This window comes from Nocardiopsis gilva YIM 90087, from assembly GCF_002263495.1.
Classification (GTDB): Bacteria; Actinomycetota; Actinomycetes; order Streptosporangiales; family Streptosporangiaceae; genus Nocardiopsis_C; species Nocardiopsis_C gilva.
Genome location: NZ_CP022753.1, coordinates 5004465 through 5023001 on the forward strand (window position 1 = coordinate 5004465; position 18537 = coordinate 5023001).

The following is an 18537-nucleotide window of genomic DNA, read 5'->3' on the forward strand; positions in this document are numbered from 1 at the left end:
GTCCCCTATCGACATCCGCAGCGCCGATGTGAGGATCGTTTGGCGTGCGGGCCGAGAGTGGTCGGGAAGGGCCGGTGGAGGTCCTCGTCACACGCGCGTGCCCGGCTCTCCGATGACGTCGTCTCCGTCGGTGACCGCGGTGTCGGTGGCCTCCGGCTTTGCGAGCGACGGCCAGTTTCCGCGTCCTTGCCGGAAGATCTGGCGCAGCAGCCCGTAGGCCTTCAGCCGGCGGGGGTTCACCCCCTGCCGCTCCGCCTGGCGCAGGGCGTCGCGCAGGGGGTGGACGGCCTCCTGGGTGTTGCCGGTTTCGTAGAGGATCTCGCCGAGGAGCTCCTGGGCGGCGATCCGGTTGCTCGTGGTGGGCAGCCGCTGGTAGTGCTCGCAGGCGAGCTGGGCGTCGTCCTGCGCGTAGCGGGCATGGCCTGCCCGGTACAGGGCATGGGCGGTCATCCAGTGGGCGCGGGCGTGCCACAGGTCGTCGCCGAGCTCGCGCATGCCCTCAGCGGCGTTCCGCATCGTCCCCATGACGGCGTCCGGGCCGTAGCCGGCGCGCAGCTGGGCCCGCCCCAGGGCCAGGCGGGTGCGGTGCGTGCCCCAGACGTCGCCCATGTTTTGCAGCAGCTCGATCGCCTGTTCCAGGAGTTCGATGCGCTGCTGGGGCGACCATGCCGAGCGGGCGGCGGCCGCGCGGCGCAGGCCGACGCGCCGCTGCGTGGGCGGAGTGCCGAACTCCTCCTCGCGCACCTCGTAGTACTCCCCGAGCAGGAGGCGGGCGGGGCGCTGGTGTTCGGCGATCGATGGGCGCTTTCGGCGTCCGAAGCGCGAGATCCTGCTCTCGGCGCGCGCCGGGTTGAAGGCCAGGTCGCACTGCTCGTACTGGGCGTCCAGCACGTCGGAGTCCAGTTCTCCCATGCCACGCAGACAACGGGCCGCGTACCACCACTCGCCGCCGCGTTCGAAGCACTGCCGCACTTCGGTGAGCATGTACCAGGCGTTGAGCTGGCGCCCGCGCGCCGCGAGCACCTCCGCCAGGGTGATCCGCGCCCGGTTGAACTGCTCCCAGTCGCCCTCGGTACGGAAGATCACGCAGGCGAGGCGGAGCAGGGCTTGGGCGCGGCGCAGACGGCCCTGCTGGGCATAGACCTCGGCCAGTTCGCACATGGCGCGGGCGCGCCACCAGAGCAGACCGACGTCGGTGAACATGCGCTCGGCGTTCTCCAGGGCCTCCTGGGCGCCGTCGAGGTCGCCGCCGCGCTGGAGGTTGACGCCGAGTGCGCGCCAGGCTCGGGCCTGCCAGCGCGGGTCGGGGGTGGCGGGCTCGTCGAAGACGAGCTGCGCGGTCTGCGCGAATTCGATGCCGCGCTGGTAGTCGCCCTGGGCCCGGAGGGATTCGGCGCGGTCGAGCAGGGCCATGCCGCTCGCGCGCCGGTCGCCGAGGGCGATGGCCATGTGGAACTCGACCCGGGTGGCCACCTCCCAGTCCTCGAAGAACAAGCGCCAGGTCTGGCACAGCGCGGCGAAGGCTTGGGTGAGGCGCCATCCCAGTTCCGGGAAGCGGTACTCCTCGGCGAGGAGGAAGCACGTCATGAGCGACTCCCGCTCTTGGGCCAACCACTGGCGGGGACGGCCGGGCATGGCGAGGCGCAGGGCGGTGGGCGGGGTGATCTCGGGGAAGGGGACCTGGTCGTAGCGCTCGTAGGCGGGGGTGACCTGGGCGCGCGCCCCCTCCAGGAACCACGTGTAGGCGGAGAGGAGGCGCCCGATGGCGGCCCGGGCCGCCGGTTCCTGCCAGCCGACGCATTCAAGGGCCGGGAGGCCGAAGTCGCGCGGGTCAAGGAGGCGCAGGGTGTCGCGGACGAGGTCGTGGAGCCGGTAGGTCTGCTCGCCGCCCACGGTGTACTCACCGGGCAGGACGAGGAAGCGGCGACGCAGTTCGTCGATCAGGTCCTGGGCGGTTTCGCGCGGGACGCCGAGCAGGGCGGCGGCGGTCCAGTCGGAGAACTTCTCCAGATCTGCGTCTGCGACGCGCTTGAGGAGCAGGCGCTCGCGGCGCTGGCAAAGCTGGAGGCTGAAGGCGAAGGAGGAGGCGAAGCCGTTGGGGCCGTGCAGCAGCGGGGCGTTGTCGAGTTTGTCGAGCTCCCGCAGCAGATCCTCGGGGCTCGGGTCGGCCAGCTCGGCCAGTCGGCCGCCGCACAGGCGGATGGCCAGCGGGAGGCCGCAGCAGCGGCGGACGATATCGGAGCGACGCTCGCGGTCGGCCTCGCGCTGCTCCAACGTGCCGCGGCGGCCCGCTGGGGCGAGCTTGTCCAGCAGCTCCTCGCCCTTCTCCTGCGGGAGGCCGTCGAGTTCGCACGGCTCGTACTCGAAGGTGGCGTCGCCGAAGGCCCGGCGGGCGGTGACGAGCACGGCACAGCGCGCCCCGCTGGGCAGCAGGGGTTCGACCTGCCCGGCGTCCTTGGCGTTGTCAAGGACGACGAGCAGGCGCTTGTGGTGGGTGAGCGACCGCCAAGCGGCACTGAGTTCACGCAGCGGCGCTCCCGTGCGCGGGGCGCCCTGCAAGGACTCCAGCAGCACCTCCAGCACCTTCTCGGGACGGCGGGGCGCGCGACGCGGAAGGGCGACGCGGAGCTGTCCGCGGGTGGTGGTGGCGCGGTCGATGAGGCGCTGCGCGAACTCGCGGAACCGCTCCCGGGCGTTGCGGGGCTGGCTCGGGTCCTCCGCCTCCAGGTCGCTGTCCAGTCCGCGGTCGCCGGAGAGCGACACCCAGCGCACACCGTCGGGAAAGCGGTCGGCGACCTCGTGGGCGATCTGGGTGACCAGCTGGGACTTGCCGGTCCCGGGCGGGCCGGTGACGACCATGACCAGCGGGGACAGCCGCGATCTCCGGTCGCTGAGCCAGCTGGGCCGGTCCAGGAGGCGCCGTAGTCCGCTGCGCGGAAAGCGGGCGAACCGGCGGCGCATGTGCGCCATAAGGACCTCGTGGCCGGTGAAGTGCCTGCTGTAGGGCGGCAGCTCAACGAGGGGCGGTGCGCCCCGGGCTGCCGTCGGGAACCTCGCCCGCTGGACGGCGCGCATCTGCGGGTCCATGAGGAGCGTCATGGTGGCGGTGCCCAGGGCACCGATGACGGACAGCGTCCACATCAGCGGCCGGGGAAGCCCCTGCATCAGGTCCGGGGTCATCTGCAGGAGGAGAGCGGCGGCGAGCAGGACCAGCGGCACGCCGATGCCCAGTGTGGGGCGCGCGACCGTGCTCCGCGACGACCTGTTCTCCGGATACGGCCCACCCGGCGCCATCTCGCCGCTCACCTCAGCACTCTCAGCAGTAGCCCCCCGCACAGCGCGAGAGCGTTCACGTTCGTGGTGTGTGTCCCCGTCTCGACCGGTGCCACTGTGGCCGAGCCTCTCCGCAGTGGGACCACTCCGTCCAGCCTTGCCAGGAATTCCCCATACATGCTCCTCACCGCCGACCGGTTCCGGACACCACACAGGCCCCCGGTCCCCCGCATGGGCCGGCCACCGCAGTCAGGCCGACAAGCGTGACCGGGTGCCCAGGCCTCCTCCCCAACCCGGGCACCCGGCGGCTAGGCGGCCCCGTGCACCGCCTCTGACCAGCGCTCCTGCAGCGTTTCGGCGAGGTCGTCCCGCTCGAACTCGGTGAGGAGGCCGACCAGTCGCTCGAGGACGTCCTCGCGGTCGTCCGGCGGCAGGCTGTGCAGGAATCCGTCGATCACTGAGTTGGCCGGTGCGAACCGCTGCGTTCCGTCGACCACCCGGCCCCGGGTCGCGATCATCGTCTCCAGGGCCCGGCCCGCGCTCTCGACGTCGAGGAGTCGGTCGGGGTGCTGTTCGTACCACCAGATCCGGGCGCGGAGCGGATCGGTGAGGACGTCGTTGGCCAGGGTCTCCACGCGCCGCATCCGCACCTCGTGTTCGGCCGCGTCGACGGCCGCCAGGGCCGCGGTGCGCTCTCTGCGCTTGACGGTGGCGATGTCCTCGTCCTCGGCGGTGATCCGCACCGTGATGTCATGCGCCGTGATCCGCGGGCTGTCGAACACATCCAGGCCGTGCAGGCGGCAGGCGGTCTCGGCCTCCGCCGCCCCGTGGTCGGCCACCGTGTGGTGCCGGGTCTCCCGGGCCGCCTCGACGAGCGCCTCCCGCCGCGCCTCGGTCTCCAACCGGGAGCGGGTGTGGGTGTCCGGCGTGGCGAAGCTCAGCCGCATTGCGAACTGCGCGCTGAACCGCAGCCCCGCGTCGCTGCTGGGGAGCCGGGACGAGAACGTCAGGGTTACCGGCTCCTGGTGGAACGCGATACTCCAGTGCGGCAGCTCGCCGCGTGTACGCCACCAACCCCACATCGCTGTCACCTGCCTTTCTGCTTGCGCCCGGCGACCAGGGGGTCCTCCAGGCGGATGCGGTCCGCCAGCACCGCGAACACGGGTTCTCTCCGCCGCTCCTCGACCACTCGGGTGATCCGGACGTTGGCGCGCGTGCTCCTGCGTCCGGCACAGACGAGCGACCGCATGACGGGTCGAGGATCGCCTTCGTAGGCCGCCACCGTTGTCAGCCACCCGCGCAGCACGTCGGTTGGTTCACCCACCGTGGAAGCGGCTCCGGAGGTGAACAGGGCGACCCACGCGTCCCCCACTGCTTCCGGTGTGATGTTGTTCCTGGTCAGCACCAGGTCATCGAAGAGGAGTGGGCGCTGCCCGCCACCCGACCGTGTCAGCAGCCCGGCCAGGAACGCCCCCGCGATGCCCGCCCGGCCCCGGCCATCCGCGATCCACTCGCCCAGTTCGCGGACGACCGCCGCCCGACCGCCGGCGTCATAAGCGATGGAGGTGAGGGCGTCGTGGAGCTCCACGCGCAGCCGGTCGACGTCAGCGCGGTCGGCGATCCACTTCAGGCGGGTGAGCGCGGACCGCGGCTCCACGCGCCCGTAGTACCCGCAGACGCGGACCAGCGCCGCGTCCGTGGCGACGCTGCGCCGCGCGGACGGGGTGTTGGCCAGGTCGTAGACGAACCGGCGCACCGGCCGCGCGAGTTCCGGGTGGACGGCGGCCCGCGCCGTGATGTCGACGATGGCCGGCTGGAGCGGGAGTGACTCCGCCCAGTCCAGGAAGAGGCGGGTCAGGGGGCGCACGTCGCCGTTGCGGGCCGCGAGCGCGTACCAGCGGTGGGCCACGTCCGCCCGCTGCCACCACGGCAGGGCGAGCGCGGCCGTCCGCGACCAGCGCAGCACGGCGTCGCGGGAGCGCGGGTACTCGTGCCAGAGGAAGTCCAGGACGGCCGCGCCGTACCCCTGCTTGGGCAGGTGGACGGTCTTGTCGTCGGCCAGTTCGGCGCCCACGTCCTCCAGGAGCTTCCACAGCGCGGCGCCGGACACCACCGTGGGGAACGGCGACTCGACCTCCCAGAGCCGCGCGAGCCGATGCGTCTGCTCCAGCACCACGTCGGAGGGGCATCCCTCCAGCAGGGCCACGGCCTGGAGGAGGGCGATGTCGAACTCCCCGGAGCCCTCGCGCCGACCGAACCAGGCGCGCAGCTCCTGTGACCAGTTGCCGAACGCTCCCAGGGTCGTCGTGACCCACTGTTTGAACTCCTCGTCCAAGAGGACGGGGGCGCCGTGGCGGAAGCGGTCGGCGTCGGCGGCGAGACGCGCGGCTTCCGCCGGGCTCCGCCCTTTCAGCAAGGCTCGCACCTCGTCGTGCCGCAACCAGCGCTGCGCCTCGTCGTTCGATCTCAGGTGGGCGAGATGTCGGGCGAAGACGGGCTCGGGGTCGGGCGGCGTGCGGAGATCCAAGCGGGCGAATCCATCGATGGGATCGGCCTGCCACTGGCGGGCGGTGGCGACGAGCGCCAACCAGGACTCGGACTCGGCGACACGGGTGGCGAAGTCGCGGACCCGTGGGCGGTACCGGGTGATGGCCTCCCCCAGCGACGTCAGGTCGAGAAGGTAGGCGTATCCGGGTTCCGCCACGAGGCGCCGCGGGTCCCAGTCGGCGTCCTCTGGGGACACCTCGCGTATCTCCTTGCCGCTGAAGGCCAACGCGTGGATCGCGGCGGTCGTACGGCCGGTGCCCGGTTCTCCGGTGACCACCCCGATCCGCACGTCCAGAAAGTCCGGAAGAAAACCCCGCTCGTATTCATCGCTGTCGGGAGGGACGAATGTCGAACAGACATTGTGCACGCGCTCGGCGTGAACACGGATCGCCCGACTGATCCACTGCTTGTCCTCATATGTCTCACGCTCAGCACGCGGCTGCTCGTGGAAGTGGTAGTGGGCGTACATCCCGCCGGTCAGCGACCCCACTTGGATGAGATGCCCGCTGACGTCCCCGGCGCTGTTGTCCGTGTTGTCCGTCTCCCCGGTGGTGACCGGGTCCTCCACCGGGCCCGTCCTACCCGGTGAAGGACCCGGTGGTTCGTCGCCGAGTCCGTGCCGTTCCTCAGGGACCGGCCCGTCCGGGGGTGCCGGGCTCACCGGCCCTCCGATCCACCGGTGGACTTGCCGTGGAAGCTGAGGTCACCGGTGATGGTGTCGGCCTGGATGACCTGGCCGTTGTTGGTGCCGACGCTGTTGTGCGTCCTGGGGCCGGCAGGGCCGGTGGGGGTGGGCGTGGCCGTCGTCTGGTTCGGGTCCGGTCGGTCGTCTACCCGTGCCGCCGCGGGTGCCGCACCCGTGGGGTCTGCGGATGCGGCACGTTCGGCGGCCCCGTCTCCGTTCGCCTCGCCCGCGCCCGGGGGACGGGACGACGGAACGGGAACGTACAGGTAGCCCTCGGCGGCGAATTCCTTCTCCGCGATGCTGACGTGGACCGGGCGGAAGCGGCTCTGGTGTACGCCGCCGAATCCGCTGAGGACCGCGTCCTCATAGACGCGGCGGGAGACGATCGCGGCCAGCAGGGTGGCGTCGGGGTGGGAGTCGGCGAGCGCGCGCTTGACCGGCTCGGCGTCGAGCAGCCGGTGGGTGTGGATCATGGCCTCGCCCATGGCGTCGATGGGGCTGCCGGTACCGCTGTCCGGCAGCGGGCCGACGTCGATGCTGGCGCGCAGCCGCAGCCGCAGGTCCGGATGCTGCGCGGAAAGCTCCGACCTGCGGTCGAACAGGACATCCTGCAACCGGTCCAGGAACGGGTGGATGAGGAAGGGCAGATGCTCCGGTTCCAGGCCGATGACGTAGCCGTCCCCACTGTGGCGCGGAAACCGGCGGTCCGCCCAGAGTCGGCCCAGCCCGCTCCGCTGGAACGCGCGCTCCAGCACGTCCGGGATGGCCTCGCCGATGACCTGCTGGTACCGGGCGGGGTTGCGGCTGAACTTCTCCGCGTCCACGGCGAGCACCGCGCGGTACGGGGGCAGCGCGACACTGGTGGTCTCCGCGCGCACTGGGATGTCCATTCGGGGGGCTCCGTTTTCTACCGGGATCTCCGGGTCTCGACCGAACGCCCCCAGCTTCCACCGCACCGGGCCCGTCGTCTGTCCGAAACTGAACACACGGACACCGCGTGAGCTATATCACCTCGGACTCTCCCGCTTCGGCGAGTGACTCCAGCAGGTCCAAGTCGTGGATGGCGACGTACTTCCGACCGGTCCGAATCGCCCCGAGCTCCTTCAACCGCGTGTACTCCAGGGCCACCGACGTCCGAGAGAGGCCGATGTAGTCCGCGATGTCGCGCTGGGACAGGGAGATCGCGAGCAGCACGCCGCGTCGGCGTGGCACCGCACCGTCGCTCACCTCGGGATCGATGGGTTCGCCCAGAGTCCGGGCGAGTCGGAGGAGGGCGGCCGCCAGCCGGCGTCCGGCGGGCAGGGCCGATTGTTCGGCCCGGAGCTCGTCGCTCTCACACTGCCGGGCGAGGATGTTCCCCCAGACCGCGTCTTCTAGACCCCATTCCCGCGCGAGCGCGCGGAACCGGTCTGTGGGGAATACCCGCGTCTGGCACGGCCCGACGGCCAGGACGGTGGCGGCACGCTTCGCGCCCGACCACGCGGAGAACTCGCCCAGAATCTCTCCCGGGCCGCGGAAGGCCAGGGCCACCAGCGACCCGTCCGGGCGCACCATCGCGACTTTGACGGCGCCCTCCAGCAGGAGATGAACGCTACCTCCCGGGTCTCCCTGGTTCATGATCGGGCTGCCCGGCTCATAGCGCTGCGGCCGTCCGGCCTGGATCAGCCGTCCCCACGTCTCATCGGTGAGCCGTGCACCGAATCCGTGTCGCGTCACACGCCCTCATTTCCGCTGTTCCGTTATCGCGCTCGAGCGCGCCGGGCCGAGTTCCCCACCCTGGACCGGATCGTCGCGGCTCCGCCGCGATTGGCCGGTTCCGGTCGCCATTCAATGGTAATGAGGGACAAGTCGGTGAAACAGGAAAGGAAAAGGTCGATTTCCCTCCGTTCTGTCATCACCATCGGTTAGAACAGCAAGGGAAGGGCGGTCAATGCGCGGCTCCACTGCCGTCAGGCACGCCGAAAGCAAAGGAGGCTCATGCCCCAACTGGCCATCGACGCGACGTGTCTCCCGCAGTACGAGAAACTCGACCGGCCCACCCGTGAACGGCTGCTCGCCGTCACCCGAAAATTCCGCGAGCTGCCGCTGCACGCCCTGCTTTCCCACCCCGACCTGCGAATTCAATCCCTTCCATCGGGCCAGGATCCGCGTATCCGCACATTCCGCATCAGCGATTCGTGGACCGGGGTGATGCTCGCACCCGAGTCCGGCGAGACCTTCCTCCTGGTGCATCTGCTGCCGCGTGGAGCCGCCGAGGAGTGGGCGGTCGACCAGCGGCACGACGTCAATCAGGTCATGGGCACCCTGGAGCGGCGCGACGCCACCGCGCTGCGCGCACCGGCGCCCGAAGCCGTCCCCGCTCAGGCATCGCCGCCGGCCACACCCACGGCACCGTCCGCACCGTCGGCCCCCACGTCCGCTCCCCCACCCGTGGCCCCTCCCCCACTCTTCGACCACGTCAGCGACCGCGACCTGGCCCGGCTGGGTATCGACCCGGAGATCCGCGAGTTCTGCCGTGCCCTGAGCGGCATCGGTGAACTGCGGAACTGGGGACCGGCGCTGCCCCAGGACCAGTACGAAGTGCTCACCGCCCTCGCCGACGGACACTCGGTGCAGCGCGTGCTGGAGGAGGTCGTGGGGCCGAGGCGGCCCGTCGTGGGCGCGGTCGCCACCGACGACTACGACACCGCGATCCGGCACACCCGCGAGCGCGTCATGGTCGTCAACGACGACCAGGAGGTCGAGGACATCCTCGCGGGCGAGTTCAACGCGTGGCGCGTCTTCCTCCACCCCAAGCAGCGCGCTCTGGCCTACCGGCCGCGCTTCAACGGACCGGCCAAGGTGTCGGGCGGTCCGGGAACCGGCAAGACGGTCGTAGCGCTGCACCGCGTGAAACACCTGGCGGAGAACCTGCCACTCGACGGCCGCATACTCCTCACCAGCTTCACCAACGCGCTGGTCGAATCGCTCAGGCGGAACCTGGGGCTGCTGCTCCCACCGGAACTGGTCGACGACGTCGACGTGGTCACCACCGACAAGCTGGCACTGGACGTCGTCAAGGAGGTCCATCCCGACGTCCGGCTGCGCACCGACACGCGCGGCTTCTTCGCCAACTACACCCGGCAGCACCGGCTGCCCTGGCCCGTCGACTTCCTGTTCTCCGAGTACCGGCACGTAGTCACTGCCCAGGGGATCGGCACACTCGAGGGCTACCTCGACCCCGACGCGCGGCGCGGCCGCAGCACCCCGCTGACCTCCGCCCAGCGCCGCGACGTCTGGCACGCGATCAGCGACGCCCGCGCCCAGATGCGCAACAGCCGCCGCCTCCCGGTCGAGGACCTCCACACCGAGGCGGCACGCATCCTCGACAGCCGGGGCGAGCGCCGCTACACCAGCGTCGTCGTGGACGAGGCCCAAGACCTCCACCCCGCCCAGTGGCGCACTCTGCGCGCCGCCGCGGCCCACGGGCCCAACGACATGTTCATCGCGGGCGACAACCGGCAGCGCATCTACGACAACACCGTCTCCTTCAAACGGCTGGGGATCGAGGTCGTCGGCCGCTCCTACCCACTGCGCGTCAACTACCGCACCACCGAGGAGATCCTGACCTGGGCCGACAGCATCATCCGCGGCCGCACCATCGCCGAACTGGGCGAACCGGTGTCCCTCAGGCGCAGCACGGCGCCGCCGGGAGGAACGCCGTCGCCGTCACCCAGCACGGCACCCACCGCGAACGGTGCGGCCGAACCCTCCGGCAGCACCCGCTGCGTCCTCAGCGGCCCACCACCCGAACTCCACGGAGCCGCCGACGAACCCGCCGAACTCGACGCCCTGGCCGACCGGGTCCGTCGCTGGCTGGCCGACGGCATCGCCCCCGGCGACATCTGCGTCACGGCCCGAACCAACCGCCTCCGCGACTCCGTCGCCGCCCACCTCCGCGCCCGCTCACTCCCCGCCACCGTCTTCAACCCCCGCGAACACGCCGTGACCGACGCCACCGGCTCCGTCCGCGTCACCACGATGCACGGCGTCAAGGGCCTCGAATTCCGCGCCATCGCCGTCACCGGAGTCACCGCCGACGCCCTCCCCCAGATGGACCACGTCACCAGCGCGGACCTCGACGAAAACCAACACCTCGCCGACCTCGACGCCCAGCGCTCCCTCCTCTACGTCGCCTGCACCCGCGCACGCGAAGCCCTCTACGTCAGCTGGCACGGCCAACCGAGCCCGTTCCTCCCCCGGTGAACGGGAGACCCCCGTGGCTGAGTCCCCCACGGGCGTGCGGCGCTCAATCCCACCAGTTGAAGACGATCTCTCCCACGGTCGCTGGCCGCCACGACGAGATTTGCCCCCGTTCAACCGGCCCCAGAAAGGAGAGGTCGGCCTCCTAGGTGCGAACGTCCAGTTCCTCAGGGGTGAGCACAGTGAATCTGGAAACGGTGTGCAGTGTGTGAGCCAGATCGGTGTTCCAGGCGAACTTCAGCATCGCGTCGTTCGGTGACGACGGCCGTGCCAGGGCCAGCAACGGCAGAAGGGTGTGACAGAGGACGCTCATCGCCGTCCCGCGTCGGGTGACGTCGAACCGATGAAAGGTCGGTGTCACGGAGGCCGGTTCGAAGTGGACGACCCGCCACCCGGCTATTCGCGCAGCCGTCCGGCAGATGCCCTGGTAGGTGTCTTCTCGGATCGACTGCGGTGGCTCTGTCGTGGGTTCATAGAAACCCGTCGCCCAACGAGGAACCGTCCACACCGCTCCACCGCCTCACCATTGCCCACCGTCGCGGGGGAGCCTACCGGCGATCGTCACCGATGACGGCGGCTCGGCCCCTGGAGATGACCGAGCACCGATCACGTGGGGTCCGGGGCTTCCAGGGCGGAGCGGATCATTGTGACGATCTCGCGGGGATGTTGCAGGTCGCTCCAGGTGAAGCGGAGGAGGACGAGCCGGTCGGGTGAGCTGACGATCCTGTTCTGGCGGTGGCGGTCGGTGAAGAGTGCTCCGGGGAGGGAGTGGGGGTCGCGGCCGTCGGCTTCGACGATGACGCCGTGGCTGGGCCAGGCGAGGTCGGCGTGGCCGGCGAGGTGGCCCTGGGAGTCGTAGACGGGGTGTTGGAGGGTTTCGGGTGGGATCCCGGCGTCGGCGCAGATGAGGCGGATGCGGGTCTCGAAGGTGCTCTGGGACCGTCCGTCGGCCTGGCTCCACCAGGGGCGGGTGCGGGAGGCGCCGAGGCGGCCGGCGTTGGCCGCTTCGAGCTCTGCGAGGTCTTCGGGGTTGACCAGGCCCTGTTGCAGGGCGGAATCGATGACACTGACGGCGGCGTAGCGGTCGGCCAGGAGAACGGTGTCGCGCAAGGTGCGGCCCGGGGTGCTGAGGCGGATTCCCTTGTACAGGGTCGTCTCGCCCGGTGTGACGTCCCACCCGTGGAGGCGCAGCCCCATGGGGGCGGCGCTGGATCGGCCTGGGACGGTGACGTGGACGTGTTCGTATCCAGGACCGGAGAGCAGGCCTTGCATGCGCCACAGGCGGGCCGCCGTGGGGCCGACGGCTACGGCGCGGGGGCCGTAGGCCAGCTGCACCGCCATCACACGCGCGGCCAGTGCCGGGGCCGGGTCCCCGCGCACGAGGTAGATCCCCGTCCGTAGGCGTCTCCACTGGCCCCTGCGGATGAGGTTGGCGATCTGCCTGCTGGTGAGGCCGCACTCCACCGCCTGGAGACGGGAGACGACCCGTGCTGGGAGGTGGCGAGCGCCTGCACGTTGGAGAGATCCGGCATCCCTCCAGGCAAGTGTCCGCGGAACGGCTGGCAAGGCGGGAGGGTGGCTGTGGAAAGCCGCCCGCGCTGCGCACCAGAAACTTATCCACAGGGCGCGGAGGGACTCGACACGCTCTGCGGTGCCTGCCTAGCTTGGAATTCCGCGCCGCTTCCGGTACCGAGACCTGCGAACGCGAAGACGGGCGATTCCGCGCGGAACATCGGCTTCCAGTGATGGGGATCGCCATGCCTGACACCGCCCGAACGCACATCACCCCACCGTCCGGTGCCGACGCGCCGCCGGACCAGCCACGCGAGTCGGAGTTGCGCCGCCTGGCCGAGGGGGCGCTGCTCGTCGCACTCATGTTGGATTTTCTGGCCTGGATCAGCACGGGAAAGGAGGTATCGCGGGAACGGCTGGACCACCCCTACCGATCCACGCACTACACGCTGGCCACCCTGGGTCGTCACCTCGGCAAGCATGAGGAAGCGGGCGACCACGTCGCCTGCCCGTTCGATCGCGGGGCCGAACTCCTGACGGTCGCGCTGAAGGCACACATTCTGAAGCTCGTCCCCGAGCGCACCGAGCGGCGGCGCGGGGATGTCGAGCGGCAGCACGGCTGGGTCATCCCGGGCCCGATTACCGGCGTCTCCGCCATGACGCGCTGCACCTGGTGTGCGTGCTCCTAGACCACGCCCCACGCTGTGGCGGCTGCAGGACCCCGCGTCTTCTACGCCCGGCCGAGCGGGTCATGCGCGGGATGCTCGGGCTTCTCACGGAGAGCGGTGGGGACCACGTCTCCTCGGATGCGCTGTGGGAGCGGGTACGGCATGACGGCGTGCCCATCGCCATGTTCCCGGTGGGATCGGGTGCTGAGCGCGCTCGGGTCATCGAGCACCGCGAGGTCGCGGAGGTCGCGGACGGCTCCGAGGTGTCCGCGGGCAACGAACGTGGCTTCAGCGTCGGCGGGTTCAGCTTCGCCCTGACCCGGTGGGCACCTATGCGGTGGAGCAGGGCGCCCTGGTCGGCGTGCGTCCCGGTATCGAGCGGTCGACGGCCGGAGGGAGTCCTGATGCGCCTCGTGTTCACCCACGCCGATGAGGCCACGTTCGCCGTGTACCGCAAGGGTTCGTCGAGCGGACGGTCGACTTCGCGCGGCGGACCGGCCGCGATCTCACCCCGCCGCCCTGCGTGTGGTCCTCGACTACAAGTACGGGGAGCCGGACGCCGGTGGCGACGGACTCCTGGCCCGGTGGCACACGTGGGACATCGCCGCCCTGTTCATGGACTGGGTGTGGCGGCGGGGCGGCACGGCGCCGCCGACGGCCGAGGAGGTCGGTACGGCGATCCGTGTGTGGTGGTCGATGCTCGCCGAGCAGGGATGGCTCGATCCCCGCTGTTCCCACGTCGATGACCTGCGTACGGCGGTCGACGCGTTCGCCGTCTCCTGCCGCGCCGCGTTCGGCCAGCCGGTGCTCTTCGCGGGGCCGGGTCGCAACGGGTACCGGAAGCGGGCGGCTCGGCTTCCGACCGCCGCGAAGTTGGCGGAGGCCATACGCGCCGTACCGGCCTTCCGCCGCGATGAGGACGGGGACGGAGCGCGTCCGGCCCGCGACCGCGCGTTCGAGGCGTCGCCGTGGGTACCCCGCGCCGCCATGCAACTGTGGCGGGAGTTCTACGAAGCGATCTCGGAGGACCTGCCGGAACGCCTCTACCTGGCCGATCAGGAGACCTTCGAGAAGGAGTACGGCGTCCCGCCGGACGCCTTCGTCGAGGGCGTCCTCTCGGTGCTCTTCTCGGAACGCAGGCCGGTGGCGATTCCGTTCATCGCCCGATCCCTCCTTCGAGCGGATGAGCAGGCGGATGAGCCGGATGAGCGGTGGGACGACACGTCGGACGAGTCCGCCGCACGCCTCATGGCCATCCACGTGGTCCTCGACGACCTCGAACGGCTGGGGGCCATCGCCCGCAGTGAGCCCGAACCCGGCGGGTGTCCCGAGGCGGGTGTGGTGTTCGGGCTCACGTCGGTCGGCGAGTGGGCGGCCTACGAGCGACTGACCGCCGCCGGTCAGCCGCTCCGGACCTTCAACGCGCTCATGGCCGAAGAGGCCGAGGTCCTCGTGGAACGCGCGGCGGGCGGTGCTCCGGGGACGGCGGCCGACCTCGACGCGTGGATCGCCGCACGCGGGACGAAGCGGGCGATGCGCGACCTTGTCGATGTCGCCCGCCGCACCGACGACTGCCTGCACAGGGCCCTGGTCGGTTCGGTGACGACCCGGCACCCGCATGCCGCCGCAGCCGCCTATGAGCGGCTGACCGACGATCCCGATTTCGGCCCGCAGGCCCGGATGTGGCTCCACGACCGCGGTCTGGGGACGACGACGGCCCTCCGGCCCGGCGACCGGGCATGGGTGACCGTCGACCAGATCGCGGAGATGATCCGCCTGCACCTCATGACCGACGACCGCGCCCGCGCCGTCAGCGCTCCGAGAAGCGTCGACGGGGTCTCGTTCTTCGACGTCATGTCGGCGATCGATCACCCACAGGCCGGTTCCGTGCTCCACTGGTTCGAGCTGAACCACCCCGATCGCGCCGCTCGCCTCCATGCCCGCGACGCGCTGGGGCGGCTCAGCCCCCAACGGCACGGACAGGCCGCGCCCCGCAGCGGCGATGGTTCTCCAGCGGAACGTCTCGACAGCAGTGGGCGTCGCGACGGTGTGATCGTGCCGAGGGTGAGGGGGTGACGTGATCTCCGGGGGCGCCTCGGCGCCCCCGCCGCCCCCGTTGCACCGCTGTTGTGGGTGTGCAACGACGTCCGGGGCGCATCACCAGGCGACCACGCGCTCACCGACGATCGTCCACGTGCTCGGCTGGGGATGCGTCCATCCCCGCCGGAGTTCCTCAGGACGCCGGGTTGCCAGGTCGGACCGCCAGGAGCCGTGTGCGCGCAGCCCGCCTCCCGACTAGGGTCGTGCCTTGTGAGTCAAGCCATCCGTGACATGTTCTCTGGCGTCGGCATGCTGTTCCGTGGGTTCGGGATGGTGGTCCGGCGACCCAAGCTGTTTCTCATGGGGGCGATTCCGCCCCTGATCACCTCGGTGCTGTTCCTCATCGCACTGATCACCCTGCTGATGAACATCGACGACCTCGTCACCTGGATGACGCCGTTCGCCCAAGGGTGGGCCGAAGGATGGGCCACCACCCTGCGCATCGCGCTGGGGATCACCGTCGTGGCCGGGGTCGTCCTTGTCATGGTGGTGGCGTTCACCGGCGTCACGCTGGCGTTGGGCTTCCCCCTCTACGACAAGATCGCCGAGGAGGTCGAGGACGAACTGGGCGACGCTCCGCCGGAGGTCGAGGAGCCACTAGCGGGGATGGTCGCTCGGGCGGGGCGCCAGTCGCTGACCCTGATCCTGATCGCGGCGGTGGTGACGGTCCCGCTGTTCGCCGCCGGGTTCATCCCGGTGATCGGGCAGACCCTGATTCCCGTGGTGTCGGCCGTCTTCGGCGGGTGGATGCTCGGTATGGAGCTGGTAGGTACGGCCTTCGACCGGCGGGGGCTGCGTCGGTTGCGGGACCGGCGCCGGGCGATGGGGCAGCGGCGGGCGTTGGTGCTGGGGTTCGCCGTGCCGTCGTACCTGCTGTTGGCGATCCCGTTCGTGGCGGTGGTGGTGTTCCCGGCCGCCACGGCCGGGGGCACGATCCTCACCCGTGAGCTGCTGCCCGCGGCTCCGTCGCGAGATCTGGGGCGCGTTCGGGCAACGTCCGCGAGTAGGGCGGTATCCGCCGGTGTGATGCCCGCATCCGGGCACCCGCGTCCCCTGCGGGGCGGGTGCCCCGGACGGAGTCAGTCCGACGGTCGAGCCTAGCGCAGGCCCGGCTGGCGGAGCAGCGCGGTCTGGATAAGTCGGTCGACCAGGGCGGGGTAGTCCACGCCCGTCGCCGCCCACATCTGGGGGAAGGCCGACGTCGGGGTGAATCCCGGCATGGTGTTGATCTCGTTGACGTAGATCTCGCCGTCGTCGCCGTAGAAGAAGTCGACGCGAGCCAGCCCCTCGCAGCCCATGACCTCGAACGTGCGCGCGGCCAGTGCGCGGATGTCGGCGATGACCTGTTCCGGCAGCTCGGCGGGGATGGTGAGGCTGCTCGTGGAGAGGTACTTGGCCTCGAAGTCGTAGAAGTCGAAGCCGTCGGCGACGTGGATCTCGGCGGGCAGCGACACATCGGGCAGGCCGCCGTCCAGCGATTCCAGCACGCCGCACTCGACCTCCCGGCCGGAGATCGCGGCCTCGACGATGACCTTCGGGTCGTGCTCGCGCGCCGCCTCGATTGCGGCGATGACGGCGTCGGTGTCGGCGGCGTCGGCCACCTTGCTGATGCCGACGCTGCTCCCGGCGCGGGCCGGCTTGACGAAGAGCGTGCCGCCGAGCTCCGCGATGTCGTCAAGGACGCGCTTGCGCTCACGCTGCCACTCGCGCTCGGTGATCGGCACATAGGCGCCGGTGCGAATGCCGTTCCCGGTGAGCAGCGCCTTCATGAAGATCTTGTCCATGGAGGCGGCGCTGGCGAAGACCCCGGCACCGGCGTAGCGGGCGCCCATCATCTCGAACAGGCCCTGGATGGTGCCGTCCTCGCCGAACGGACCGTGCAGCAGCGGCAGGACGACGTCGACCTCGCCGATGCGCGACGGCACCCGGTCCGGCTCGACGACCATCAGGTCGGTGGCGGAGTCGAAGGGCAGCGCGAGGGCGGCTCCTCCCTCATCGACGCTGGGCAGCCGACCGTCGCGGATGGCCAGCTGCTCGCTCGCGCCGGAGGTCAGCACCCAGTTGCCGTCGCGGGTGATCCCGATGGGCACGATCTCGTAGCGGTCGGTGTCGATGACGGAGAGCACACTGCCCGCCGTGACACAGGAGATCTCGTGCTCGGAACTGCGCCCGCCGAAAACCACGGCGACCCGAATCTTTTGCTGCTCGGCCATGGGCGTGACCCTATCTTGCATTGGTGCAGGACCAGAACCGATCGATTCCGGTACCGGTCCCCTTCGTTCATCCGTCGGACGTGCACCGGTCCAAGGCCGCCAACGCGTCCTCGATGAGATCGGCCGGATCCTCGACACCGATGGAGAACCGAACGGCCGCCGGTCCGATCCCCGCGGCCTCCAGTGCCTCGTCGCTCATCTGCCGGTGCGTCGAAGATCCTACGTGCCCAGCCAGCGTGTGGGTACCACCCAGCGACGCGGCGACGGTGGCCACGCGCAGCCCGTCGGCGAACGCCATGCCCGCTGCCCGGCCACCATGCGGCGTGACGGTGACGACCGCACCGCAGCGACCCGCGTCGAACAGCTCCCCGGCGAGTTTGTGTCCCTGGTGGCCAGGTAGCCCGGGATAGTCCACGCGCGCCACGGCCGGATGCTCGGCGACTGCCGCCGCGAACTCCGCCGCGGTGGCGCACTGCCGGGCGAGGCGCAGCGGGAGCGTCTCCAGTCCCCGGTGCAGCAGGAACGCCTCGTCGGGGGCGAGGCACGGTCCGAGGTCGATACGGGCCGACCGGATCGCGTCGACCAGCTCGGGACGGCCGACCACCGCGCCACCGGTGGCGTCGCTGTGCCCGCCGATGTACTTGGTGGCCGAATGCAGCACCAGGTCGGCCCCGTGCTCCAGAGGGCGGCAGACGGCCGGCGAGGCGAACGTGGAGTCCACGACGAGCACCGCCCCCGCCCCGCTCGCGATCTCCGCCAGCCCAGGGATATCGGACACGGTCATGGTGGGGTTCGACAGCGTCTCGGTGAAGATCACCGCCGTCTCCGGCCGCACCGCGGAGCGGACGGCGTCCAGATCGGTGATGTCGACGAAGTCGGTGGCCACTCCGAATCGGCGGAGGAGCCCGTCCAACAGCGAGTAGGTGTTGCCGTAGATCGAACGGGAGGCCACCAGGTGCGCCCCTGCCGACGTCAGCGCGAGCAGCGTCGTGCTGATCGCCGCCATCCCCGAGGCGAACGCCTGCCCGCGCACCTCGCCGTCCAGCCCATGGCCCTCCATCGCGGCCAGGGCACGGGCGAACGCCTCGCTCGTCGGGTTGTCGATCCGGGCGTAGGAGTAGCCGTCACGTGCGCCGTCGAGCACGTCCGCGTACTCCTGCGAGGTCGCGAACGCGTAGGTGGTGCTGCGGTGCACCGGCATCCGCATCGGCCGCTCGGCCGGTGCGGGCCCCGTGGGCAGGCCAACAGCGCGGGTGTTCTCCCCTGGGTCGGGCCTACCTGTCATCCGCACTTCTCC

General features: G+C 70.7%; 13 protein-coding genes. 4 read left to right on the forward strand and 9 right to left on the reverse strand.

Going from position 1 to position 18537, the window contains the following annotated elements; all coding sequences use genetic code 11:
* Positions 1-87: 87 nt before the first annotated feature.
* From CDO52_RS22295 to CDO52_RS22315, 5 genes are all read right to left on the reverse strand, one after another.
* Positions 88-3306, reverse strand: a complete 3219-nt coding sequence (locus CDO52_RS22295) for a tetratricopeptide repeat protein (protein ID WP_094932667.1) — start codon at positions 3304-3306, stop codon at positions 88-90.
* Positions 3307-3581: 275 nt separating this feature from the next.
* A complete protein-coding gene (locus CDO52_RS22300; protein ID WP_017620363.1) occupies positions 3582-4355 on the reverse strand; it encodes a hypothetical protein in 774 nt (257 codons plus the stop codon).
* 5 nt (positions 4356-4360) lie between these two features.
* Positions 4361-6388, reverse strand: coding sequence for a hypothetical protein (locus CDO52_RS22305; RefSeq protein ID WP_017620362.1), 2028 nt, complete (start codon positions 6386-6388; stop codon positions 4361-4363).
* Between the two features lie 89 nt (positions 6389-6477).
* Positions 6478-7395, reverse strand: a complete 918-nt coding sequence (locus CDO52_RS22310; RefSeq protein ID WP_094932668.1) for a hypothetical protein — start codon at positions 7393-7395, stop codon at positions 6478-6480.
* Positions 7396-7507: 112 nt separating this feature from the next.
* Positions 7508-8221 carry a Crp/Fnr family transcriptional regulator gene (locus CDO52_RS22315; RefSeq protein WP_094932669.1) on the reverse strand — a complete coding sequence of 238 codons (714 nt, stop codon included), beginning with the start codon at positions 8219-8221 and terminating at the stop codon, positions 7508-7510.
* Between the two features lie 261 nt (positions 8222-8482).
* On the opposite strand from CDO52_RS22315, the gene CDO52_RS22320 reads away from it, so the two are divergent.
* Positions 8483-10750 carry a UvrD-helicase domain-containing protein gene (locus tag CDO52_RS22320; RefSeq protein ID WP_017620357.1) on the forward strand — a complete coding sequence of 756 codons (2268 nt, stop codon included), beginning with the start codon at positions 8483-8485 and terminating at the stop codon, positions 10748-10750.
* A 142-nt stretch (positions 10751-10892) separates the two neighbouring features.
* Here CDO52_RS22320 and CDO52_RS28920 read toward each other — a convergent pair whose 3' ends face one another.
* Both CDO52_RS28920 and CDO52_RS22325 read right to left on the reverse strand, forming a co-directional pair.
* Entirely contained in the window at positions 10893-11060 is a 168-nt protein-coding gene (locus CDO52_RS28920) for a hypothetical protein (protein WP_232524290.1), read from the reverse strand.
* A 293-nt stretch (positions 11061-11353) separates the two neighbouring features.
* The gene (locus CDO52_RS22325) at positions 11354-12211 is read right to left on the reverse strand and encodes a hypothetical protein (protein ID WP_232524291.1); all 858 of its coding nucleotides are present in this window, start codon (positions 12209-12211) and stop codon (positions 11354-11356) included.
* Positions 12212-12504: 293 nt separating this feature from the next.
* Here CDO52_RS22325 and CDO52_RS22330 point away from each other — a divergent pair, with 293 nt between their 5' ends.
* From CDO52_RS22330 to CDO52_RS22340, 3 genes are all read left to right on the forward strand, one after another.
* Positions 12505-12948, forward strand: a complete 444-nt coding sequence (locus CDO52_RS22330; protein WP_157745683.1) for a hypothetical protein — start codon at positions 12505-12507, stop codon at positions 12946-12948.
* Positions 12949-13452: 504 nt separating this feature from the next.
* Positions 13453-15003 (forward strand): hypothetical protein, encoded by a 1551-nt coding sequence (locus CDO52_RS22335; RefSeq protein ID WP_094932671.1) that lies wholly within the window; start codon positions 13453-13455, stop codon positions 15001-15003.
* Between the two features lie 234 nt (positions 15004-15237).
* The gene (locus CDO52_RS22340) at positions 15238-16128 is read left to right on the forward strand and encodes an EI24 domain-containing protein (RefSeq protein WP_232524292.1); all 891 of its coding nucleotides are present in this window, start codon (positions 15238-15240) and stop codon (positions 16126-16128) included.
* On the opposite strand, the gene CDO52_RS22345 is transcribed toward CDO52_RS22340, so the two are convergent.
* Both CDO52_RS22345 and CDO52_RS22350 read right to left on the reverse strand, forming a co-directional pair.
* The gene (locus CDO52_RS22345) at positions 16125-17240 is read right to left on the reverse strand and encodes a D-alanine--D-alanine ligase family protein (RefSeq protein WP_094932673.1); all 1116 of its coding nucleotides are present in this window, start codon (positions 17238-17240) and stop codon (positions 16125-16127) included. The genes CDO52_RS22340 and CDO52_RS22345 overlap by 4 nt on opposite strands.
* 67 nt (positions 17241-17307) lie before the next feature.
* Positions 17308-18525 (reverse strand): trans-sulfuration enzyme family protein, encoded by a 1218-nt coding sequence (locus tag CDO52_RS22350; protein WP_026126104.1) that lies wholly within the window; start codon positions 18523-18525, stop codon positions 17308-17310.
* Positions 18526-18537 lie beyond the last annotated feature (12 nt).